General features: G+C 64.0%; 22 protein-coding genes and 1 tRNA gene. 20 read left to right on the forward strand and 3 right to left on the reverse strand.

Features of this window, described 5'->3' with window-relative positions; all coding sequences use genetic code 11:
- Position 1: 1 nt before the first annotated feature.
- The 14 genes from CXQ81_RS27555 (at position 2) to gspM (ending at position 15386) form a co-directional block, all read left to right on the forward strand.
- The gene (locus CXQ81_RS27555; protein WP_101339081.1) at positions 2-3595 is read left to right on the forward strand and encodes an ATP-binding protein; all 3594 of its coding nucleotides are present in this window, start codon (positions 2-4) and stop codon (positions 3593-3595) included.
- A 253-nt stretch (positions 3596-3848) separates the two neighbouring features.
- Positions 3849-5342 (forward strand): N-acetylglucosamine-binding protein GbpA, encoded by a 1494-nt coding sequence (gene gbpA / locus CXQ81_RS27560; RefSeq protein WP_101339082.1) that lies wholly within the window; start codon positions 3849-3851, stop codon positions 5340-5342.
- A 63-nt stretch (positions 5343-5405) separates the two neighbouring features.
- Positions 5406-5927: a cytochrome b gene (locus CXQ81_RS27565; RefSeq protein WP_101339083.1), complete on the forward strand. Its 522-nt coding sequence runs from the start codon at positions 5406-5408 to the stop codon at positions 5925-5927.
- The gene (locus tag CXQ81_RS27570) at positions 5924-6475 is read left to right on the forward strand and encodes a type II secretion system protein N (protein WP_101339084.1); all 552 of its coding nucleotides are present in this window, start codon (positions 5924-5926) and stop codon (positions 6473-6475) included. The genes CXQ81_RS27565 and CXQ81_RS27570 overlap by 4 nt, the downstream gene beginning before the upstream one ends.
- A complete protein-coding gene (gene gspD, locus CXQ81_RS27575) occupies positions 6472-8373 on the forward strand; it encodes a type II secretion system secretin GspD (RefSeq protein WP_101339085.1) in 1902 nt (633 codons plus the stop codon). The genes CXQ81_RS27570 and gspD overlap by 4 nt, the downstream gene beginning before the upstream one ends.
- Positions 8370-9854 carry a type II secretion system ATPase GspE gene (gene gspE, locus CXQ81_RS27580; protein WP_101339086.1) on the forward strand — a complete coding sequence of 495 codons (1485 nt, stop codon included), beginning with the start codon at positions 8370-8372 and terminating at the stop codon, positions 9852-9854. Before gspD ends, gspE begins: the two co-directional genes overlap by 4 nt.
- A 2-nt stretch (positions 9855-9856) precedes the next feature.
- The gene (gene gspF, locus CXQ81_RS27585; RefSeq protein ID WP_101339087.1) at positions 9857-11071 is read left to right on the forward strand and encodes a type II secretion system inner membrane protein GspF; all 1215 of its coding nucleotides are present in this window, start codon (positions 9857-9859) and stop codon (positions 11069-11071) included.
- A gap of 12 nt (positions 11072-11083) precedes the next feature.
- On the forward strand, positions 11084-11518 hold the full coding sequence (gene gspG, locus CXQ81_RS27590) for a type II secretion system major pseudopilin GspG (RefSeq protein ID WP_009045575.1): 435 nt from the start codon (positions 11084-11086) through the stop codon (positions 11516-11518).
- 1 nt (position 11519) lies between these two features.
- The gene (gspH, locus tag CXQ81_RS27595) at positions 11520-12002 is read left to right on the forward strand and encodes a type II secretion system minor pseudopilin GspH (RefSeq protein WP_101339088.1); all 483 of its coding nucleotides are present in this window, start codon (positions 11520-11522) and stop codon (positions 12000-12002) included.
- Positions 11986-12360, forward strand: a complete 375-nt coding sequence (gene gspI / locus CXQ81_RS27600; RefSeq protein ID WP_101339089.1) for a type II secretion system minor pseudopilin GspI — start codon at positions 11986-11988, stop codon at positions 12358-12360. Before gspH ends, gspI begins: the two co-directional genes overlap by 17 nt.
- Positions 12357-12959 (forward strand): type II secretion system minor pseudopilin GspJ, encoded by a 603-nt coding sequence (gene gspJ, locus CXQ81_RS27605; protein WP_101339090.1) that lies wholly within the window; start codon positions 12357-12359, stop codon positions 12957-12959. The genes gspI and gspJ overlap by 4 nt, the downstream gene beginning before the upstream one ends.
- Complete coding sequence (gene gspK / locus CXQ81_RS27610) at positions 12952-13824, forward strand: type II secretion system minor pseudopilin GspK (RefSeq protein ID WP_101339091.1); 873 nt, start codon at positions 12952-12954, stop codon at positions 13822-13824. The genes gspJ and gspK overlap by 8 nt, the downstream gene beginning before the upstream one ends.
- 5 nt (positions 13825-13829) lie before the next feature.
- A complete protein-coding gene (gspL, locus tag CXQ81_RS27615; protein ID WP_101339092.1) occupies positions 13830-14912 on the forward strand; it encodes a type II secretion system protein GspL in 1083 nt (360 codons plus the stop codon).
- Positions 14913-14915: 3 nt separating this feature from the next.
- Positions 14916-15386: a type II secretion system protein GspM gene (gene gspM, locus CXQ81_RS27620; RefSeq protein WP_101339093.1), complete on the forward strand. Its 471-nt coding sequence runs from the start codon at positions 14916-14918 to the stop codon at positions 15384-15386.
- Between the two features lie 13 nt (positions 15387-15399).
- On the opposite strand, the gene CXQ81_RS27625 is transcribed toward gspM, so the two are convergent.
- Positions 15400-16116, reverse strand: coding sequence for an MOSC domain-containing protein (locus tag CXQ81_RS27625; protein WP_101339094.1), 717 nt, complete (start codon positions 16114-16116; stop codon positions 15400-15402).
- 130 nt (positions 16117-16246) lie between these two features.
- Entirely contained in the window at positions 16247-17464 is a 1218-nt protein-coding gene (locus CXQ81_RS27635; RefSeq protein ID WP_101339095.1) for an MFS transporter, read from the reverse strand.
- A 347-nt stretch (positions 17465-17811) separates the two neighbouring features.
- Here CXQ81_RS27635 and CXQ81_RS27640 point away from each other — a divergent pair.
- A tRNA-Met gene (locus CXQ81_RS27640) sits at positions 17812-17888 on the forward strand.
- 362 nt (positions 17889-18250) lie between these two features.
- Positions 18251-18841 (forward strand): acyl-homoserine-lactone synthase, encoded by a 591-nt coding sequence (locus tag CXQ81_RS27645; protein WP_007923204.1) that lies wholly within the window; start codon positions 18251-18253, stop codon positions 18839-18841.
- A gap of 30 nt (positions 18842-18871) precedes the next feature.
- On the opposite strand, the gene CXQ81_RS27650 is transcribed toward CXQ81_RS27645, so the two are convergent.
- Positions 18872-19597, reverse strand: a complete 726-nt coding sequence (locus tag CXQ81_RS27650) for an autoinducer binding domain-containing protein (RefSeq protein WP_101339096.1) — start codon at positions 19595-19597, stop codon at positions 18872-18874.
- 429 nt (positions 19598-20026) lie between these two features.
- Between CXQ81_RS27650 and CXQ81_RS27655 the strand changes: the two genes are divergently transcribed.
- Genes CXQ81_RS27655 through CXQ81_RS27670 form a run of 4 tightly spaced genes read left to right on the forward strand, consistent with a single transcriptional unit; the run spans position 20027 to position 22901 of the window.
- Complete coding sequence (locus tag CXQ81_RS27655) at positions 20027-20518, forward strand: PhzA/PhzB family protein (RefSeq protein ID WP_101339097.1); 492 nt, start codon at positions 20027-20029, stop codon at positions 20516-20518.
- A 27-nt stretch (positions 20519-20545) separates the two neighbouring features.
- Positions 20546-21037 carry a PhzA/PhzB family protein gene (locus tag CXQ81_RS27660; RefSeq protein ID WP_007923191.1) on the forward strand — a complete coding sequence of 164 codons (492 nt, stop codon included), beginning with the start codon at positions 20546-20548 and terminating at the stop codon, positions 21035-21037.
- A gap of 22 nt (positions 21038-21059) precedes the next feature.
- Positions 21060-22262 (forward strand): 3-deoxy-7-phosphoheptulonate synthase, encoded by a 1203-nt coding sequence (locus CXQ81_RS27665; protein WP_053262621.1) that lies wholly within the window; start codon positions 21060-21062, stop codon positions 22260-22262.
- Positions 22263-22277: 15 nt separating this feature from the next.
- Positions 22278-22901 (forward strand): isochorismatase family protein, encoded by a 624-nt coding sequence (locus CXQ81_RS27670; protein WP_007923187.1) that lies wholly within the window; start codon positions 22278-22280, stop codon positions 22899-22901.
- Positions 22902-22903: the final 2 nt, after the last annotated feature.

The raw sequence follows: 22903 nt of genomic DNA on the forward strand, positions 1-22903 counted from the left end.
TATGCCGAACCCTCCAGCCGGCCTGCCGCGCCTGATCCTCTGGATCATGCTCTTGCTGACCAGTGTCGCGTCCCTGGGCGCCGCCGAGCCTGAGCCTGCTCCGCTGTCCCTGGCCACGCTGATGGCCATGCGTCAGACGCTGCCCCCTCGCCCGCTACGGGTCGCCGAAGTGAGCGCCTCCAACGAGCAACCCGAGCCTCGTGGCAACGATGTGCTCAACCAGATCACCAACGACTACCTGGAACATATCAGTCAGTTTCTCGAACTGCCGATTCAACGGGTGCCCTACCCTTCGGTGGACAGTGCCATCGCCGCCCTGATCGCTGGGGACATCGACCTGATGCCCCGCGCCACCGAGTACGAAAGAAAACAGCCAGGGTTCGTCTACAGCAAGCCCTACCTGGACAACGAGCCGATCATCGTCGGACGCATCGCCGACAAGGACCTGTCCCCTGACCTGGCGGGCAAACGCGTGCTGGTTCCGGCCTACTACGTGCAGGCTGAAACAGTCGGCAAGGCCTATCCCAAGGCTGAACTGATCGTGATCAACAGCATTGTCGAAGGCCTGCAGCGCCTGTCCGACGGCGAAGCCGACGCCCTGATCGGCGATCAGCTGCGCACCAATTTCTACATGCGCAGCCTGGCCAACCTCAAGTTGCAGAACAAGTACGTCGCCAATCTGCCGGCCATGGGTTTCAGCTTCGCCGCCCGCGGGCATGAGGACAATCTGGTGCCCCTGATCAACGCCGCGCTGAAGACGGTTTCCCGGGAGCGCAAGCAGGAGATATTGCAGCACTGGGAACGCTCGCCCTGGCTGTTCGCGCCGACCGACTCCTTCGCCCTCAACAGCGCGGAAGACAACTGGCTCAAGCATCTTCCTTCGCTGAACCTGATCGCCCACGAAATCCCCAATTACCTGTACCGCAAGGACGACGGCCAATGGGCCGGACTGGCGTTCAATGTGCTGCGCAGCCTGGCCGACGACTATCAACTGCAACTGAACATCATCGACAGCCAGTCCCCGGACATCGACCGCCAGCGCCTGGAACGGGATGAGGCGCAAATCGCCCTATCGCTGGCACCGATTCCGGTCCGGCAAAAGAGCCTGTTATTCAGCGATGGCTTCGGCACCGAGTACTGGGCCTTCATTACCCGCGAGGGCGCCAGTTCCCCCAGCTCGCTGGCGGCCCTGGGGGGCAGGCGCCTGGCGATCGCCGCCGGACATCCCCTGCAGCCTCTGCTCCAGAGCCGCTATCCGAGCATCGAACTGGTACTCACCGACCACTACTCCCAGTCCCTGCATCTGGTCGAACAGGGCATGGTCGACGCCACGCTGAACAGCGCAGCCGATGCCCAACAGCTGGACAATCCCCGGCTCCGGGCCGGCAAGCAGTTCCAGGCCCAGGCCGAGCCCCTGGTGTTCGCCGTATCGGCCAAGCACCCCGAACTCCTGAGCATTCTCAACAAACTCCTGTATTCGTTGAAAACTTCGGACGGCAACCAGGACCGCATCAGCATCCAGGCGCGCCCCGCCACCAAGGGTTCGCTCTGGGCCTACCTGCCGAGCTGGGTCTGGCAAAGCGCCGCGCTGGTCCTGGTGCTGGTGCTGCTGTCGTTTTACTGGAACTGGCGCCTGCGGATTCAGATCCGCCAGCGGCGCGTCGCGCAGAATCAGCTCAAGGACCAACTGGCCTTCCAGTTCGCCTTGCTCAACGGCTTGCCCATCCCGCTTTACGTGCGTGACTTGCAAGGGCGGCTGAGCACCTGCAACCACGCTTATGAGCAGTTCTTCGGCCGGTCCCTGGACGAGATGCGCGGCACCACGCCGCAAGAGCAAGGCATCGCCCCACGCGCCCTGGCCCTGGATCTGGAGGAGCAGCACCAACGGCTGCTGGATAACCGCCAGTCGCAATTCCTCGACAGCGTGATCGAGGTCGATGGCCAGGCCCATCATATCTACCAATGGCTGGTGCCCTTCTACACCGCCCTCGGCAAGCAGCAGGGCCTGCTGGGCGGCTGGATCGACATCAGCGTGCGCAAGCACCTGGAACACAAGCTGCTCGAAGCCCAGCAGCAGGCAATCGACGCCAGCGCGGCGAAAAGCCAGTTCCTCGCGACCATGAGCCATGAGCTGCGCACCCCGCTGAACGCCATGGTCGGCCTGCTGGAGCTGGAAACCAGCGGCGCGTCCACCCCTTCGCAAAACCTCAGCATCGCCCAGCAGTCGGCGCAATCGATGATCGACCTGATCGGCAATATTCTCGATCTGGACAAGGTCGAGACTGGCCAGATGGAGCTGGTGCCCGGCCCCACCGACCTCGATCAACTATTGGCCAACTGCCTTGAGCTGTTCGCCGCGCAGGCCCGGGAAAAACACCTGGAGCTGAAGCTGCGACACCGCCTGCCCCCCGAGCGGCGCTACCAGGTGGACGCCCTGCGCCTGACGCAGATCCTTCACAACCTGTTGTCCAACGCCTTGAAGTTCACGAACCAGGGCTGGGTCGAACTGTCGGTCCAGGAGCTGGACTCGGGGCCTCGGCAAAGCCGCCTGATGTTCCATGTCAGCGACACCGGCATCGGCATCGCCGAGGATCAGCAGCCGCAGATTTTCGCGCCTTACCAACAAGCCCACGCCGAGATCGCCCACCTGCACGGCGGCTCCGGCCTGGGCCTGAGCATCTGCAAACAGCTGGTCGAACTCATGGGCGGCAGCATCCGCCTCGCCAGTGCAGCGGGCCAGGGTTGCCGGGTCAGCTTCGAACTGACCCTGCCCTGGCAACCGGACGAGGACGAGCCGCAGCATGCCCTTCAAGGCGCTACGGCGGTGGCCGGGTTGAATGTACTGATCGTCGACGACGTTTCCACCAACGGCCTGGTGCTCGAACAGCAACTGCTCAGGCTCGGCCATCGCGGGACCTACGTCAGCAATGGCAAGGCGGCGTTGCAAGCCTGGGAGCAGGGCCACTTCGATGTGCTGGTCACCGATTGCAACATGCCGCACATGGACGGCTACGCCCTGGCCCGCAATGTCCGTGCCGCAGAACAGGCGCGCGGGCTACCCAGGATCCCGATCATCGGCTACACCGCCCGCGCCCTGGCAGACGAAAAGCAGCGTTGCCAGGCGGCCGGCATGGATGACCTGATGATCAAGCCCATCGTCCTCGAGCGTCTGCGGGAAATACTCGGCAAGCTGAAAGCGCCCGGGCTATCCAGTTCATCTCTCAACGCCCCCCTCACGCCGCCCCTCGCCCCAGCGCCTGACGAGGAGGCTGCCGCGACGTTCGACCTGTCCTACCTGGAGGGTTTCCAGAACGATCCGCAGCTCAAGGAGCGCTTGCTCCAGGAGCTGCGCCGGAACCTGGAACAGGAGCGCGAGCTGCTGAGCGCCCCGCTGCCCGACACACCGGATTTCCTCGAACAGTGGGTCCACCGGGTCAGCGGCCTGGCCTGCACGGTCGATTCGCCGGCGTTGATGCGGGCCTGCCTCGACCTGCAACGTGCGACTCATGAAGGCGAGCAGGCCCTGGAGGCGCAACGCCACGCGGTGCTGTCGGTCATCGAACGCATGCTGCGCGATATCGAACACCACGCCTGACCCATCCCGGACAGCCCTGAGCAACAATTCCGGCCCTGGGTAACCCCAGGCTGCCCTCCTGAAACATTTTGTTCCATTCCCTGGCTCGCCGTTTCGTACTCGTCTCATACAAGGCAAAAGCCCCGCTCGGCATCCTAGGCCCCCTTCGAAGCCGGGCGCCGCGGACCAGGAACATTCCAGGTCGACTCATTGGGCGGCCGGCATCGAAGAACTCAAAAAAGACTCTTTCACATCCCTAATTCAAGGTGATTCGATGCTTCATAACACCCGCGCCAGCGCCATGCGCAAGCTTCCGTTGGCCATCACCCTCGGCCTGGCTTCACTGGCCAGCCAGCAAGCCTTCGCCCACGGTTATGTCGAAAGTCCGAAGTCCCGTGCCTTCATGTGCTCCGCCACCGGCGGCAACCTCAACCGCGATTGCGGCCCCGTCACTTACGAACCGCAGAGTGTCGAGTACTCGCCATCGGTCCAGCATCACTACCCCAAGGATTACTGCTCGGGCGACTTCACCCAATGCGGTCCGGCGAACGGCACCATCCCGGCGGGCGGCATCACCAGCTTCTCGCAGCTCAACGAGCAGACGGCGACCCGCTGGCAGAAAACCACGATCAAGCCGGGCATGAATGAATTCACCTGGCACTACTCCGCCGGTCACGCCAGCGCCTACTACCAGTTCTACATCACCAAGAAAGACTGGAACCCGAACCAGCCGCTGACCCGCGACTCCTTCGAGATGACCCCGCTGCTCAATGAAAACGCCGGTGGCGTGCGTCCGCCGGCCGGTGGCAAGACCAAGCACAAGGTCAACATTCCTGCTGACCGCAGCGGTTACCACGTGATCCTGGCGACCTGGAAAATCGCCGACACCGCCGCCACCTTCTACCAGGCCATCGACGTCAACATCGACAACGATGGCGCGCCGATTCCCGACTGGAAAATCCTCGGCGCGGTACAGCCTGAACAACTGCGTGTCGGCGACAAGGTCAGCACTCGCGTGTTCACCAATGCCGGTGAACAGCAGAACCGCCAGACCCGCCTGAACATCGAAACCGCCGAGCAGGCCCAGGCCAACACCTGGCCGTTCCTGTTGGCGGAAAAGGTCAACAAGGCCAATGCCGGCTATGTGATGGGCGAGCTCAACGCCAACAACGAAGTCGTTCCCAACTACGGCAAGAACACCATGTACGCCAAGAACAACAGCGACGTGGTGCGTGTGGAAATCCAGAAAGAGCAGCCGAGCATTCCTGGCGAGCTGAAACTTTCCGGCCTGCAGGCCGAGTACACCTTGAAGGACAACGCCACCGACCTGCACTTCAACGCCATTGCCCAGGGCGGCAAGTACACCATCAGCTCGACGGTCTTCAACGGCAAGAACGAAAGCATTGCTCATGTACAAGCCGAGCCTGGCAACAACACCCCGCACTTCTCCATCCCGCTGCGTAATGTCAGCGAAGGTGAGTACGACGTGGTGGTCGTGGCCAAGCCGGAGAAAGGCGAGCAGCTGCAACAAAGCCAGCGCATCACCCTCAAAGCCGAGGAAGTGGGCGGCGGCGGTGATTACGACTTCGTCTTCCCCAAAGGCCTGACCGGCTACAAGGCCGGCACCAAGGTCCTGGCCAAGGACGGCAACGTCTATGAATGCAAGCCGTTCCCTTACAGCGGCTACTGCATCCAGTGGAACGCTGGCGCCACTCAGTTCGAGCCTGGCGTGGGCAGCAACTGGAAGGACGCCTGGATTCGCAAGTAATCCATAACCTGACCAACCGCAGCGTGGTGCCTCGGCACCGCGTTGCGGACCTTGGGAATCGACATGAATCACCCTCACTACTCAAGACCGCGCAGGCTGCTGCACTGGCTGTTCGCCGCCGTTGTGCTGTGGGCCACGATCAGCGGCTATGCCAGCGCCCTGTTGCAGCCGCCAAGCTCGGTCCAACAGGCGATCGCCTTTATCAATGTCTCGCTGACCACCCTGCTGGTGCCGCTGTTCGTCCTGCGGCTGTTCTACCTGGTGCGTCATCCCGCTCCGGCGGCGCCCGCCCATCAGAGCGCGGCTGAGCGCAAGCTGGTGCATGCCGGGCATGGCGCCCTGCTGGTCACCCTCGGTACCGTGCTATTCAGCGGCGTGCTGATGATGTCGCGCCCGATCGACCTGTTCGGCCTGCAGCTCCCGCAACCCTTGCAGGCCCCGGCGGCCATCACCTTTTTCGAAGAGCTTCACCACTACAGCTGCATGGCCCTGGCCCTGCTGGTAGCCGGCCATATCGCCGCGGTGATCCTCCACCAATGGCGCGGGCAGGGCGTGCTCAGACGCATGCTGCCCAAACGCCCATGAAAACGCTGCTCTCATGGCGCCCGCGCGGCGCCGGCCAGCGCTATCTACTGCCCGTAAGCCTGGTCGCCCTGGGTCTCTGGCTGACCTGGCTCGGCCTCGACAGCTGGACCTACCGGCAAGTCGTGGCGGGCCAGCCGGTGCCGAGCGCGGTACCGAGCGCCAGCGCCGAACAGCGGCTGCCCGCGCCCCTGGACGATCGCAACATCGCCAGGGTGTTCGGCGCCGTGCCGGTCGAATTCGACAGCGCGCAGGCCAGCCTGCCGCTGGTCCTGCTCGCCAGCCTGCTGGGCAGCCAGCCCGAACAATCCAGGGCCCTGATCCAGTACGCCGACAGCCGGGCCTTCTACTCCCCGGGCGAACGCCTGCCCGACGGCACGCTGCTCAAGAGTGTCAGCGCCGATCAGGTGGTGGTGCTGCGCAACGGCCGTGAACAGAACCTGCTGCTACCCGGGCGCCAACTGCGCCTGCTCAGCCCCCAGACAACCCCACCGGAGGTCGCCGACCGAAAAGCCACGGCCCTTCTGCGAGCGATAGAGAACACACCATGAAACTGTCCAAGATTGCAGGCGCCGTGCTCAGCCTCGGCCTTCTTTTGAGCGCCCTGCCCAGTACCGCGGCCCTCACCACCCAGCGCCTGTGGACGCTGAACATGAAGGACGCCGAACTGCGCGACCTGGCCAGCGAAGTCGGTGAAATCACCGGCAAGACCCTGGTGGTCGATGCCCGGCTGCAAGGCAAGGTCAGCGTGCAATCGTCCAGTGCGCTGGACAAGGACGGTATCTACTCGCTGTTCCTCAGCGTGCTGCGCAGCCAGGGTTTCGTCGCCCTGGACCAGGGCGACCGGGTGCTGATCGTGCCGGCGGTGGAAGCCAAGACCAAATCCAGCGAGCAATCGGGCGATGAGTTCGTGACCCGGGTCCTGGACCTGCGCAACGCCAACGCCGCGGAAATCTCCGGGGTGGTCCGCCCACTGGTGAGCGACGACGCCTATGTCGCGCCCTCGGCCAGCTCCAATGCCCTGGTGGTTTCCGACAGCGCCAGCAATGTCGAACGCATCCGCCAGGTGGTCAGCGAACTGGACCAGGCCGGCAATCGCTCGTTCAGCACCGTGGCGCTCAAGCATGCCTGGGCCAGCGATGTGGCCCGGACCCTGAACGAAAGCATCAGCCAGACGGGCAACGGCCCCAGCGACGCCAAGGCCGTGGGCGACGCCCGCAGCAACCGGGTGATCCTCGCGGGCTCCGCCCAGGCCCGCCAGCGCATGGCCGATCTGGTCAAGGCCATCGACGTGCCGAGCAATGCCAATGACAGCGCGCGGGTGGTGCGCCTGCACCACAGCGATGCGAAAAAACTCTCGAAGCTGCTCGACGGCATCGGCAAGCGCCTGGAAGACGGCAATCGCGGTGGCGGCGAAGGCAAGGGCAGCGGCAACTCGATCCTGGTGAGCGCCGACGAAAGCCAGAACGCCCTGGTGCTGATGGCCGACCCGGCGCAACTGAGCATGCTCGACAAAGTCATCACCCAGCTGGACCAGCCACGGGCCCAGGTGCTGGTGGAAGCGGCCATCGTCGAAGTCAGCGGCGACATCAACGAAGCCCTCGGCGTGCAATGGGCGGCGCGCGCCGGCAACGTCGCCGGCGGCACCAACTTCAGCGGCACCGGCCTGTCGATCGGTACGTTGCTGAGCTCGGGCAAGGACAAGAACATCACCCTGCCGGACGGCGCCATCATCGGCATCGGCACCAGCAATTTCGGCGCGCTGGTCACCGCCCTGTCCAGCGACTCGAAGAACAACCTGCTGTCCACCCCGAGCCTGCTGACCCTGGACAACGAAGCGGCGGAAATCCTCGTCGGCCAGAACGTGCCGTTCCAGACCGGCTCGTACACCACCGACACCGCCGGCGCCAGCAACCCCTTCACCACCGTGGAACGCCAGGACGTCGGCGTGACCCTCAAGGTGACGCCGCACATCAACGAGGGCAACACCCTGCGCCTGAAGGTCGAGCAGGAAAGCTCGGAACTGGCCAGCGCCCCGCCCGGCATCACCACCAGCGACGTGATCACCAACAAGCGCTCGGTGAAAAGCACCATCCTCGCCGACGACGGGCAGATCATCGTGCTCGGCGGCCTGATCAAGGACAACGTCAAGACCCAGGTCAGCAAGGTGCCGGTGCTGGGCAGCATTCCCCTGCTCGGCCGGCTGTTCACCAGCACCAAGGACGTCACCGAAAAGACCAACCTGATGGTCTTCCTGCGGCCGACCCTGGTGCGCGGCAGCGCCGATGCCGTCAACGTCAGCCAGCGCAAGTACAACGACCTGCGCAAGCTGCGCGCCAACGGTGACAGCCGCAGCGGCCTGGCCCTGCCCGCCGATTCACGCCAACTGTTCGATGCCGCCCCGCAGGATGGGACCATCGACATGCGCGCCAGAGAGCCACGCCGATGAACCCGGTCGCGCGCCTGCCCTTTGGTTTCGCCAAGCGCCATGGGGTCCTGCTGGAGCCCCTGGAGAGCGGCCTGCGGCTTTACTGCCGGGCCGATACGCCGGTGGAAATCCTCGCCGAGATCCGCCGCTGCCATGGCCCGCTGCTGGGCCACCGGATACTCGACGCCGAGGGTTTCGCCGAACTGCTGGCCGAGCACTATCGCGATGGACGCGACGACGCCATGCAAATGGCCGAGGGCCTGGGCGACCAGATCGCCGGCCAGGACGACCTGGCCAGCCTGGCCGAGCAACTGCCGCAGATCACCGACCTGCTGGAGCAGGAAGACGACGCGCCGATCATTCGCCTGATCAATGCGATCCTCGGCGAAGCGGTGAAGGTCAAGGCTTCGGATATCCACCTGGAAACCTTCGAGCAGCACCTGTCCGTGCGCCTGCGGGTCGACGGCCTGCTGCGCGAAGTGCTGCGCCCGCGCCGTGAACTGGCGGGCCTGCTGGTGTCGCGGATCAAGGTCATGTCCAAGCTCGACATCGCCGAGAAACGCATCCCCCAGGACGGCCGCATCGCCCTGCGCATCGGCGGCCATGAAGTGGACGTGCGGGTCTCCACCCTGCCTTCGGCCTACGGCGAGCGGGTGGTCATGCGCCTGCTCGACAAACAGGCCGGGCGCCTGAACCTGGGGCGGCTGGGCATGGCCGAGGCGATCCGCGACAAGCTGGAAGACGCCCTGCGGCGCCCACACGGCATCCTGCTGGTCACCGGCCCTACCGGCTCCGGCAAGACCACCACGCTGTATGCCGGGCTCAGCAGCCTGAACAACCAGACGCGCAACATCCTGACCATCGAAGACCCGGTGGAATACCACCTGGCCGGCATCGGCCAGACCCAGGTCAACACCAAGGTCGACATGACCTTCGCCCGTGGCCTGCGCGCCATTCTGCGCCAGGACCCGGACGTGGTGATGGTCGGCGAGATCCGTGACCGGGAAACCGCCGACATCGCCGTGCAAGCCTCCCTCACCGGCCACCTGGTGCTGTCCACCCTGCACACCAACAGCGCCATCGGCGCCGTCACCCGCCTGCTGGACATGGGCATCGAGCCCTTCCTGCTGTGCACCTCGCTGCTCGGCGTGGTCGCCCAGCGCCTGGTGCGGGTGCTCTGCGGCGATTGCAAGAGCGCCGCGCCGGCCGACGCCGCGGCCTGCCGCCAGTTGCACCTCGACCCGCAACAGACACCGGTGCTCTACCACCCGGTCGGCTGCCCGGCCTGCCAGCACAGCGGCTATCGCGGCCGCCAGGGCATCTATGAACTGGTGCTGTTCGACGAACCGCTGCGCCAGTTGATCCACGAAGGGGCTGGCGAGACCGCCTTGACCCACTACGCGCGCCAGCATGCCCACAGCCTGTTCGCCGACGGCCGGGACAAGGTGCTGCAAGGCGTCACCAGCGTCGAAGAACTGCTACGCGTAACCCGGGAGCACTGATCGTGGCCGCCTACGAATACCTCGCCATGTGCAACGCCGGGCGCAAGACCCGCGGCGTGCAGGAAGCCGACAGCGCCCGGCAGGTCCGCCAGCTGCTGCGCGAACGCAACCTGATCGCCCTGCAGGTCAAGCCGGCCCGCGGGCAACAGGACCGCTCCGGCGCCACGCTGACCAGCAGCCAACGCCTCAGCCCGGCGCAACTGGCCTTGCTCACCCGCCAGCTGGCGACCCTGGTCCAGGCCGCTCTGCCCCTGGAAGAAGTGCTGGCCGCCGTCGCCGCGCAATGCAGCAAGCGCGCGCAGCAAAGCATGATGCTGGCGATCCGCGCACGGGTGCTGGAAGGCCATGACCTGGCCCGAGCCATGGGCGAATACCCGCGCGCCTTCGCCTCGATGTACCGGGCCACGGTGGCCGCCGGCGAACGCGCCGGCCACCTGGCCCAGGTGCTGATGCAGCTGGCCGACTATACCGAGGCCCGGCATGCCGCCCGCCAGCAGCTGCAACTGGCCATGCTGTACCCGAGCATCCTGCTGCTGGCGGCCTTCGGCATCGTCGGTTTCCTGCTCAGTTTCGTGGTGCCGGATGTGGTCAAGGTGTTCATCGACAGCGGCCAGCAACTCCCGGTGCTGACCCGCGGCCTGATCGCCACCAGCGACTTCGCCCGGGACTACGGCCTGCTCCTGCTGCTGATGCTCGGCAGCCTCGCCGTCGGCCTGCGCGTGGCCCTGCGCAAGCCCGCCCTGGCCATGCGCTGGCATCAGGCCCAGCTGCGCTTGCCGGTGATCGGGCGGGTCATCCAGACCAGCAACAGCACCCGTTTTGTCAGCACCCTGGCGATTCTCGGACGCAGTGGCGTGCCACTTGTTGATGCTCTGGAGATTTCCGGCGAAGTGGTCGCCAACCAGCAGATTCGTACTCGTATGAAAGACGTGGCGCGTGCCGTACGCGAAGGTAGCGGGCTGACCCGAGCCCTGGAACAGAGCGGCGATTTCCCGCCGATGATGCTGTACATGATCGCCAGCGGCGAACGCTCGGGGGAACTGGACAGCATGCTCGAACGCGCCGCCCACCAGCAGCAGACCCAGCTGTCCAACGGCATCGCCATGCTGGTCGGGCTGTTCGAGCCGGCGATGCTGGTGTTCATGGGCGCCAGCGTGCTGGTGATCGTCCTGGCGATCCTGATGCCCATTCTCAACCTCAACCAACTCATCACCTGAAGAGCACACAACATGCGCAACCCTTCCCGCCAACGCGGCTTCACCCTGATCGAGATCATGGTGGTCGTGGTGATTCTCGGTGTCCTGGCCGCCCTGGTGGTCCCGCAGATCATGAGCCGTCCGGACCAGGCCAAGGTCACCGCCGCCCGCAGCGACATCAAGGCCGTGGCCACCGCCCTGGAAATCTACAAGCTCGACAACCATCACTACCCGTCGACCCAGCAGGGCCTGGAAGCCCTGGTGAAGAAACCGGCGGGCATGCCGGCGGCCCTCAACTGGAACCCCGACGGCTACCTCAAGCGCCTGCCCAAGGACCCCTGGGGCAACCCTTATCAGTTCCTCGCCCCGGGTCGCGAAGGCTCGGCCTACGACCTGTATTCCTTCGGTGCCGACGGCCGCAACGGCGGCGACGGGACCAACGCCGACATCGGCAACTGGGAGCCTTGAGGTGCGCAAGCCAATGGCGGGTTTCACCCTGCTGGAGCTGCTGGTGGTCATGGTGATCATCGGCTTGCTGGCCAGCATGGTCGGGCTGGTCCAGAGCGACTCGGGCGGGCAGAAGGCCCGGCGCGAGGCCGAGCGCCTGCAAAACCTCATTGGCTTGCTGCGCGAAGACACGGTGTTGAACAACCTCAATCACGGGTTGCGCCTGGCGCCGGACCACTACACAGTGCTGAGCCTCGACCGCGGCGGCCAGTGGCAGGCCGACAAACGCTTCAAGGAACACCGGCTGCCCGGCGAACTGCGCCTGAACCTGCAGGAGCCACCAGGCCAGAGCCAACGCCTGGGCCAGGGCAAGGAGCCGCAACTCTGGGTGCTGGCCAACGACCAGATCTCGCCCTTCAGCCTGCAGCTGGAGTACCGCCAGCAACCGCTGCTGTCGCTGTCCAGCGACGGTGTCGAGGAGGTGCGTCTTGCCCCGGTGCAATAAACAGGCGGGCTTCACCCTGCTGGAAGTGATGGTCGCCCTGGCCATCTTCGCCGTGCTGTCGCTGTCGCTCTACAGCGCCACCGAACACCTGATCGGCAACAACGGCGGCCTCAGCGAACGGACCCTGGCGCAATGGCTGGCGGACAACCGCCTGAACGAACTGCGCGCCGGCATGCGCCAGGCCCAGAGCCAGCGCCAGGAACCGGTCCGCCTCGCCGGGCGCGACTGGCTGCTGACCAGCGAAACCGCCGCGGCGCCCGACCCGCGTCTGCTGAAGATCGTGCTCGAAGTCTCCACCGACGCCCCCATGCCCCGGCAGCGCGCGCGCCTGGCCGGTTACCTGGAGGCCCGCCCATGAAACGCCGGCAACAGGGTTTCACCCTGCTCGAAGTGCTGATCGCCATGGCCCTGTTCAGCCTGCTCGGCCTGGCCTGCTATCAGTTGCTCGAACGCATGATGCACACCGACCAGCGGATTCATCAGCACGAACTGCAACTGCGGCGCCTGCAACGCGCGGTGGGTATCTTCGAACGTGACCTGACCCAGGCCATCGCCTATCCGGTCAATGGCAGTTCGGCGCGCCAGGCCCTGATCGGCGAACCGGGGCGCATCCAGCTGGTACGCGGCGGCTGGAGCAATCCCTTGCAACAGGCGCGCAACGACCTGCTGCTGGTCACCTATCGCTGGAGCGACAGCCAATGGCTGCGCGAGTACCGCAGCCCGGTGGACGGTCCCGACCTGTCCGGCACTGCCGCGCAACAACTGCTGCTCGATGGCGTCCGCCTCGAACGCCTGCGCTACATCGACGACCAGGGTCAGGCCCATTCCAACTGGCCCGTCGGCCAGGCGCCATTGAGCCTGCCCCAGGCCATCGAGCTGGAACTCGACGCCCCCGGTTATCCCGGCCTGCGGCGGGTAATCCTGCTGCCGGGCTTCAAGGGGCTGGACCATGGTTAGGGCCTGTAGACAACGGGGCATCGCGCTGATCAGCGTGCTGTTGATCACCTCCCTGGCGACCCTGATCGTCAGTGACATGCTGGCTCGCCAGCGCCTGAGCCTGATCGGCAGTTCCAACCAGCTGTTGCAGCAACAACTGTGGCAACTGGCGCTCAGTGGCGAAGCCTGGGCCCGCGGCCAACTGCGCGACGACTGGCGCGACGAGCCGGAACCCAAGCGCGTACACCTGGGCCAACGCTGGGCCCACAGCACGCCGACCTTCGACATCGACAGCGGGCGTATCCGCATCCAGCTGCAAGACCTCGGCGCGCGTTTCAACCTCGGCACCCTGCGCACGCCCAACGACCGCATCAGTCGCCTGCGCTATCAACGCCTGCTGCAAGTGCTCGGCCTGCCGCCCCACGACCCCAGGCGCCTGCCGCCGGTCCGTGGTTTCGACGGCAAGCCGCTGGCCTGGAACGACAGCAGTGAGCTGATGCGCCTGGAAGGCGTCGACACAGCGGTCATGGAACGCCTGCGACCCTGGGTCAGAACCACGCCGGGGGCGCTGAACCTCAACACCGCCCCGGCCGAACAACTGGCCAGCCTGGGCAAGCTCGACCTGGCCCAGGCCACCGCCCTGGTGCAGGCGCGTCCCGCCGATGGCTACAAGACGGTGCAGGAGTTTCTCGACGCCCCCGTGCTGAAACAGCACGAGATCAACAGCCAGGGGCTCGATGTCAGCAGCCGCTATTTCCAGGCGGTGCTGGATGTCGAACTGGGCGACCGCCAATTGCGCCTGATCAGCCGCCTGCGCATCGAGCAGGACGGTCAGGTCAGCGTACTGCAGCGCACCCTCGCCGCCCCTTCCCGTTTTCCGGAGTAAACCCCATGCAAGCCTGGCTTTACCTCACCACCGTGACCCTGGACGACGACTCGCCCGTCACCTGGTGGCAAACCGACGGCGAGCCGGTGCACGGCACGCTGCAACAGGCGGCGGTGCTGGCCGGCCAGCGCCTGACCCTGCTGCTGCCGGCGGAAATCGCCAGCCATCACCGCTTCGACGTACCACCGCGCAGCGGCCGCTGGTTGCAGCAAGCCATCCATTCGGTGCTGGAAGAACGGCTGCTGGACGACCCCGAGCAATTGCACCTGGCCCGTGGGCCGTTGCAGGCGCGGCGGCACTGTCGCCTGTTCGCCCTGCAACGGCAGTGGCTGGAGCAACTGCTGGAACGCCTGGCCAGTCATGGCCTGACGGCCGAGCGCATTCATGTCGATGCCGACTGCCTGCCGGACAGCCAGGCCCTGGCCCTGCGTTGCCACGACCGCTGGCTGATCGGCGGGGCCTGCCAGCAACGCCTGGCGCTCGACGACCGGGCCCTCGAAGAGCTGGCCCCGCTGCTACCCGACAACCTGCAACGCAGCGAGGAAGCGCCCTGGCCGCTGTTGGCCCGGGGTAGCGCGCAGGCCATCGATCTGCGCCAGGGAGCCTTCGCCCCGCGCAGCCCGTCGCGCACGCCATGGCGGGCGTTGCTGGCAATCCTGGTCATCGCCTGCGGCGCTCAAGTGGCCCAGGACGTGGATCATCGCTGGTTGCTGCAACACAAGGCCGCCGAGGTGACCGAGGCCAGCCTGGAACTCTGGCGCCAGCGCTTCCCCGACGAGCCCCGGGTGATCGACCTCGCCCGCCAGGTCCAGGCCCGTGCCCAGCAGGCCGGCCAGCCCCAGCAAAGCCTGGCGCGCCGGCTCGACAGCCTGGCCAGCCAATGGACCGGCAGCGATGACGGCGATACGCGAATCCGCCGGCTGGACTACCAACAGGCGCAAGGCTGGACCCTGCAAGTCAACGCGCCGGATTTCTCCACCCTCGAACGTCTGCGCGAAGCCCTCGCGCAGCAGGGCGCGAATGTGCAGGCCGACTCGGCCGTGCTCGCTCCCGACGGGGTCAGCGCCCGCCTGAAAATCACGGACTAACCCATGACCACCCTTTTCAATCGTTACTCGAACCGCTGGCAGCAGCTACCGCCCCGCGACCGCCTGGCCCTGAAGCTGCTCAGCCTGTTTCTGGCCGTGACGCTGTTCTGGACCCTGCTCTGGAGTCCTCAGCGCCAGGCCCTGCGCCAGGCTGAACAGCAGTTCCAGGAGGCCCTGCAGTTGCAAACCGATCTGCTCAAACTCCCTTCGTCCACCCAGGCCCGCGGCCCGCAGGCCAACGGTCGGACCCTGGCCGGCCTGATCACCGCCAGCACGGCCGCGGCCAACCTGAGCATCGAACGCATGGACAGCGAAGAGTCCGGACGCCTCAATCTCAGCCTGGGCGGCGCGCTGCAAGACCTGCTGACCTGGCTGGACGACGTGGAAAACCAGGGTGTCAACCTGGTGTCGCTGCAGTTGGAGGTCGACCCTCAGGCCCTGGTCCAGGCCCGCCTGACCCTGGAGGCTAGCTGATCGCGCCCGCCGCTCAGCGGGCCGACTCCTCATCGACCCGCGCAGTGCCCAGCAGGCGCGGGCCCCAATCCTCGACCGCCGCCTGCTCGACCCGACGCTCCAGGGTGCGGCGCCACGAAGGCACCAGCGGCAACTCCAGGCACAGACGAATCTCCTCCAGCACCACCTCGCGGGAAAACAGCACCGCGCTCAAGCGCGACAGCGGCCACTGCTCGAACGGGCGCTCGACCTGCTGCAACACGTCCCCGGCGCTCAGGCTGCCCGCCTCCAGCACCCGGTAATACCAGCCGGTGCGCCCACTCTGCTGGACCCGCAGCGACATGTCTTTCACGGCAAAGCGGTCATTGAGTTTCCAGCACGGCATGCGTCCCTGGGACACCTCCAGCAACACGCTGCCGACCCGGACCCGGTCGCCCAGGCAGACGTTCTGCTCGGTCCAGCCGTGGCTGCTGAAGTTCTCGCCAAAGGCGCCCGGCTGCTCCAGCAACGCGTGTGGCCCCAGCTCGGCGGCCCAGGCGGCGTAATGCTCGCGGGGATAGTGATGAATGGCTTTCTCGGTGCCGCCATGCACCCGCAAGTCACCCTGCTCGTCGTCCAGCAGGCCCAGGGGACCGACCTGCAGGCTGCCGGTGCGCGGGGTCTTGGCAATCGCGCTCATGGACCCCGGGCGGCTATAGGCCACGGCGCGGCCAGTCAACAGGGCATCGAGGGTTATACGCTCAGGGGTCATGACCTTACTCCATGGTTTCAGCGGCGAACGGATGTTCCCGGCAGATCAACTCACTGTCGGCAGCTGCCAGCGACTCTTCGGCCAGGCCCAAGCTCGGCACGTCCCGGGCCCTTTCGTTCAAGGCATGCACTCAGGCTTTTCGGGTCCGCGGCAGGAAGATCGCCAGCAGGCCGAACAGCGGCAGGAACGAGCACAGGAAGTACACGTACTCGATGCCGTGGATGTCCGCCAAGTGGCCCAGCAGCGCCGCGCCGATCCCGCCGAAGCCGAACATCAGGCCGAAGAACACCCCGGCGATCATGCCGACGTTGCCCGGCACCAACTCCTGGGCGTAGACCACGATGGCCGAGAACGCCGACGCCAGGATGAAGCCGATCACCACGCTGAGCACGCTGGTCCAGAACAGGTCGACATGGGGCAGCAGCAGGGTGAACGGCGCCACGCCGAGGATCGAGAACCAGATCACCGCCTTGCGCCCGATCTTGTCGCCGATCGGCCCGCCGAAGAAGGTCCCGGCCGCCACCGCGCCGAGGAACAGGAACAGGTGCAGTTGCGAGCTGGCCACCGACAGGTCGAACTTCTCGATCAGGTAGAAGGTGAAGTAGCTGGTCAGGCTGGCCATGTAGAAATACTTGGAGAACACCAGCAGCCCCAGCACCACCAGGGCGCTGAGCACCCGCCCCCTGGACAGGCCGTGGGTCGCCGCCTGCCCCTGCTTGAGCTTGAACAGCTTGAGGTGGTTGGCGTACCAGCGGCTGATGGCGTAGAGCAGCGCCACGGCGAACACCGCCAACAGGCCGAACCAGGCCACATTGCCCTGGCCGAAGGGAATGATGATGGCCGCCGCCAGCAGCGGGCCAAAGGCCGTGCCGGCATTGCCGCCGACCTGGAAGCTCGATTGCGCCAGGCCATAACGCCCGCCGGAGGCCAGCCGCGCCACCCGCGAGGCTTCCGGGTGGAAGGTCGAGGAGCCGACGCCGATCAGCCCCGCCGCCAGCAGGATCAAGGCAAAGCTGCCGACCTGGGACATCATCAGAATGCCGATCAGGGTGCAGACCATGCCCACCGGCAACAGGTACGGCTTGGGGTGGCGGTCGGTGTAATAGCCGACCCACGGCTGCAGCAGCGAGGCCGTGAGCTGGAAGGTCAGGGTAATCAGGCCGACCTGGGTGAAGGTCAGGCCGTAGCTGGCCTTGAGCATCGGGTAGATCGCCGGCAGCACCGCCTGGATCAGGTCGTTGATCAAATGCGCCAGCGCCACCGCGCCAATGATGCGCAGCACCAGGGGGCTGCTGTGTGAAGGCGCGGGAGTCGCCACGGAGGCGGACTGAACATTGCTGATAGCCATGAGAGTTTCCGTACAGCAGATGGATGCGCAGTTGCAGGGGTGGCCAATGTGCCATTTTTCGGTGCGCCGCGGCTATCCCCTTAGCTTGCTAACGACTTGAATATTTTGCTTGATGCGCAGCACGACAAAACATCGAAGCCTGCGTTCAGCGGCACGGCCGACGCAAACCAGCCAATACGGTGTAGCGACTAAAACGCGGACCAGGGTTCACGGCGCGTTGCGCGTGCAATCGCAGGATGCGCTGACGGCTACAGGAGGGAATTGGATAAACGGTTGATAGCGTAGATAATTTTTTTATAAAAAGCGCTTGACGCCTTACCGTTCTACGCGAATAATGCGCGCCACTTGGCTACATAGCTCAGTTGGTTAGAGCATAGCATTCATAATGCTGGGGTCCGGGGTTCAAGTCCCTGTGTAGCCACCAAGTACCTCAACAAAGCCCGCCTTGTGCGGGCTTTGTTGTTTCTGGCTATCTCTCCACCTTCCCTCCATGTATCTCCTATCCTCGCCAAATAATTGAACTGAGGGGGATGCAAGCCCAAAACGCCGCACCCCCCTGCCCCATGAGCGCACCAGCCATTCTCTACGACTCCCTGGGCCAGACTGCCGCCTTCAATGCCGACGGCCGGATCAACGCCACTGTTGTCGCCGCCCGCTTCGGCACAGTCCCCAGCGAATGGCTTCACCTCGATGCCACCGATGCCCCTACCAGATCTTGCAGGTGCCAAGCCGGTACAAGTCCTCTATAAAACTGCACTCCCTTCATCCCTAAGGAAAACTTCAGTAATGCACATGGAAGAGCACACACTGAACGAAATGAGCGACGAGCTGAAACTCATGCTCGGCCGCTTTCGGCACGAACAATTCGTCGAGAAACTCGGATGGCGGCTGCCGGCCCATCCGAGCCAGGCAGGTTGCGAATGGGATCAATACGACACCGAGCACGCCCGCTACCTCCTGGCGTTCAATGAAGACCGCGCCATCGTTGGCTGCGCCCGCCTGATTCCCACCACGTTCCCCAACCTGCTTGAAGGAGTGTTCGGCCATACCTGCGCCGGGGCGCCGCCCAAGCATCCAGCCATCTGGGAAATGACTCGCTTCACCACCCGCGAACCGCAACTGGCGATGCCGTTGTTCTGGAGAAGCCTCAAGACGGCCAGCCTGGCGGGCGCAGATGCCATCGTCGGGATCGTCAACAGCACCATGGAGCGCTATTACAAAATCAACGGCGTCCACTACGAACGACTGGGCCCGGTCACGGTGCATCAGAATGAAAAAATCCTCGCCATCAAACTCTCGGCCCACCGCGAGCATCACCGCAGCGCAGTCGCACCGTCAGCCTTCATGTCCGACACATTATTGAGAGAGACCGCTTGATACAGGCCGAGTCGTCCTTCTTGAAGACCCTCAGATATAGCCCATCGCGACGGCGTAAGAGACTGCCTGCACGCGGTTACTGGCGCCGATCTTGCGCTGGATGTTGCGGTGGTGGTAATTCACCGTATCGGTGCACACCCCCATGATCACGCCGATTTCCTCCGAGGTCTTGCCGTCGGCCGTCCAGCGCAGCACATCACATTCCCGCCCACTGAACTCCACATCCGTATTGAAGACACGCACGTCGCTCTCCAGCTCGGAAATCTTGTCGTGGACCGCTGCGGCAAACGCCTTGGTCACCACCTTCAACGCCTCAAACTCCTGAAGACTGATGGGATTATCCTTGCGCGCCAGGCTTAACACCCCAACCCTCCCCTGGGTGTTGAACGAGGGTTGTGCCAGGCCGTGGCGTAAATTCGAGTCGTTGGCTTCGGACCACAGATCCGGGCACCCCCGGAACAACTCATTGCTCCACAAAATGGGGGACGACGAGACTTTGCTGTGCTTCACCGTGGGATCGATCACCGCGTAGTTAGCCGCCTGATATCGCTGCACCCAGTCCTGGGGATAATTGCCATACATATAAGTCCTGGGCCGCATGAACGGAGTCACGCTGCACATGCCGTAGGCAAAAAAATCAAACCGTAGTTCGCGCAAGGCCCTCAACGCGACAGCTGTAAACTCCTGCATGTCCATGGTTCGCGCAAAGATACTATAAAAGTACGTATCCCATCCCAACTGCTGCCCTAATTCCATTCTGAGCACCACCAAAGTTGAAAACAGGCCGTTAGCCTAGACCAACCTGACCCTCTGTCAACAAGCAAAACCACACAGTCATAGGCTGCTTCGCACTAGCACTAGATTTATTGCATCTAATACAACTAACCAAATAGAACATTGCATCCTGACGATGCTAGTAAGCCATTACCGCCTCTCAGCCGACGAATGAACCTGCCTCTTCATAATAATGCAACAGTTCATCCGGCGGACTGCAGTCTGCCCGTTCATGCCCTACATCACTACAAGATCTGGTAGTTCCACCCCCAAGAAATGCAGGTGTATAAACAACACCCGCTCGGCACGGCCACGAAGGAACAATAGTTAAAAACTGTAAACATTCACCCGCGCCAATTAACTAAATATTTACTTTCAAAAACACAACCCCAACTAAGGAGGATGCTGCCCATGCCTGCTTCGCTTTCCCCTAGCGGCTTTAATGATCACCTTGAACTTCGCCAAAAAAATCGCGCCACGGTCGAACAGTACATGCGCACTAACGGCAAAGATCGCCTGCGTCGTCATGAACTGTTCACTCAGGACGGCAGTGGCGGTTCCTGGAACACCGAAACCGGTGAACCCCTTGTGTTTAAAGGCCACACGAAGCTGGCTGCCCTCGGCGTATGGCTGGAGAAGTGCTTTCCGGACTGGCAATGGCACAACGTCCGGGTGTTTGAAACCGATAACCCCAACCACTTCTGGGTGGAAAGCGACGGTCGCGGCAAGACCCTGGTTCCCGGTTACCCCGAAGGTTATTGCGAAAATCATTACATCCATTCTTTCGAACTGGACGACGGCAAGATCACGCAGAACCGTGAATTCATGAACCCCTTCCAACAACTTCGCGCCTTGGGCATCCCCGTTCCAAAAATCAAGCGTGAAGGTATCCCCGCCTCATAACCCCCCCTTATTCATTGGAGACTGAGCATGCCCAATAGCGCAGCGCAACAACTAACCGCTAGCGACATCACTGAACTTCGCCGCAAGAACCGCGCCACGGTCGAGCAATATATGCGCACCAAAGGCCAAGACCGCCTGCGCCGCCATGAACTATTTACCGAAGATGGTTCAGGCGGCTTATGGACCACCGATACCGGCGCGCCGATTGTAATCAGTGGCAAGGCCAAGTTGGCCGAACATGCTGTTTGGTCACTCAAGTGCTTCCCGGACTGGGAGTGGTACAACGTCAAAGTATTTGAAACCGATGACCCTAACCATATCTGGGTCGAGTGTGATGGCCACGGCAAGATCCTCTTTCCCGGCTATCCGGAAGGCTATTACGAGAACCACTTCCTGCACTCCTTCGAGCTGGAAGACGGCAAAGTAAAACGCAATCGCGAATTCATGAACGTCTTTCAACAACTGCGCGCCCTGGGTATTCCAGTACCGCAAATCAAACGTGAAGGCATTCCAACTTAATCCTCGTGAGAGTGATCGCATCATGGAAGACTTACTGAAACGGGTTCTAAGTTGTGAAGCGTTCCAGCAGCCTCAATGGAGCGAACCATCACAATTGCATGACGCGCAGGCCTACCTCAGGGACAGCGCCTCATTGATTCGAGTGGAAGACATCCTGGTGCTGCGCGCCACCCTGGCGCGTGTAGCGGCCGGCGAAGCGATGGTCATCCAGTCCGGTGACTGCGCCGAGGACATGGATGAAAGCACTCCCGATCATGTGGCCCGCAAAGCAGCGGTGCTGGACATCCTGGCCGGAGCGTTCCGGCTCGTGACCCAGCAACCGGTGGTACGGGTGGGACGGATTGCCGGGCAGTTCGCCAAGCCCCGATCCAATAACAACGAACGCATTGGCGATCTCGAGTTGCCGGTGTATCGCGGCGACATGGTCAACGGCCGCGAGGCCGTCTGCGGCCATCGCCAGCACGATGCGCAACGCCTGGTTCGAGGCTATGGCGCCGCACGGGACATCATGCAGCACCTGGGCTGGAAAGCGTCGGCAGGCCAGGAGCAACTCATAGGTTCACCGGCCTGGACCAGCCACGAAATGCTGGTACTCGACTACGAACTGCCACAACTGCGCCAGGACGAACAGGGCCGGGTATTTCTCGGTTCTACCCACTGGCCGTGGATCGGCGAGCGTACCCGTCAGTTAACGGGCGCTCACGTGGCGCTGCTCAGCGAAGTGCTCAACCCAGTGGCGTGCAAGGTCGGCCCGGACATTACCCGGGACCAGCTGCTGAGCCTGTGTGAGCGCCTGGACGCCAAGCGCGAACCCGGCCGGCTGACCCTGATTGCCCGCATGGGCGCCCAGAAGGTCGCCGAGCGCCTGCCTCCGCTGGTCGAAGCGGTGCGCCAGGCCGGCCACAAGATCATCTGGCTGAGCGACCCGATGCACGGCAACACCATCGTCGCGCCCTGCGGCAACAAGACCCGCATGGTGCAGGCCATCACCGAGGAAATCGCCGCCTTCAAGCATGCCGTGACCTCTGCCGGTGGCGTGGCCGCCGGCCTGCACCTGGAAACCACCCCTGACGACGTCAGCGAGTGCGCTTCCGATGCCGCCGGCCTGCATCAGGTCGCCAGCCGCTACAAAAGCCTGTGCGACCCGCGCCTGAACCCCTGGCAAGCCATTACTGCGGTGATGGCCTGGAAAAACCAGCCCTCCTCAACCCTTGCCTCCTTTTGACTGGAGTTTGTCGTCATGACCGGCATTCCATCGATCGTCCCTTACGCCTTGCCTACCAACCGCGACCTGCCCGTCAACCTCGCACAATGGAGCATCGACCCCGAGCGTGCCGTGCTGTTGGTGCATGACATGCAGCGCTACTTCCTGCGCCCCTTGCCCGACGCCCTGCGTGACGAAGTCGTGAGCAATGCCGCGCGCATTCGCCAGTGGGCCGCCGACAACGGCGTTCCGGTGGCCTACACCGCCCAGCCCGGCAGCATGAGCGAGGAGCAACGCGGGCTGCTCAAGGACTTCTGGGGCCCGGGCATGAAGGCCAGCCCCGCCGACCGCGAGGTGGTCGGCGCCCTGGCGCCCAAGCCCGGCGACTGGCTGCTGACCAAGTGGCGCTACAGTGCGTTCTTCAACTCCGACCTGCTGGAACGCATGCGCGCCAACGAGCGCGATCAGTTGATCCTGTGCGGGGTGTACGCCCATGTCGGGGTACTGATTTCCACCGTGGACGCCTACTCCAACGATATCCAGCCGTTCCTCGTTGCCGACGCGATCGCCGACTTCAGCAAGGAGCACCACTGGATGGCCATCGAATACGCCGCCAGCCGTTGCGCCATGGTCATCACCACCGACGAGGTAGTGCTATGAGC

It is taken from the genome of Pseudomonas sp. 09C 129 (genome assembly GCF_002843625.1).
Lineage (GTDB): Bacteria > Pseudomonadota > Gammaproteobacteria > Pseudomonadales > Pseudomonadaceae > Aquipseudomonas > Aquipseudomonas chlororaphis.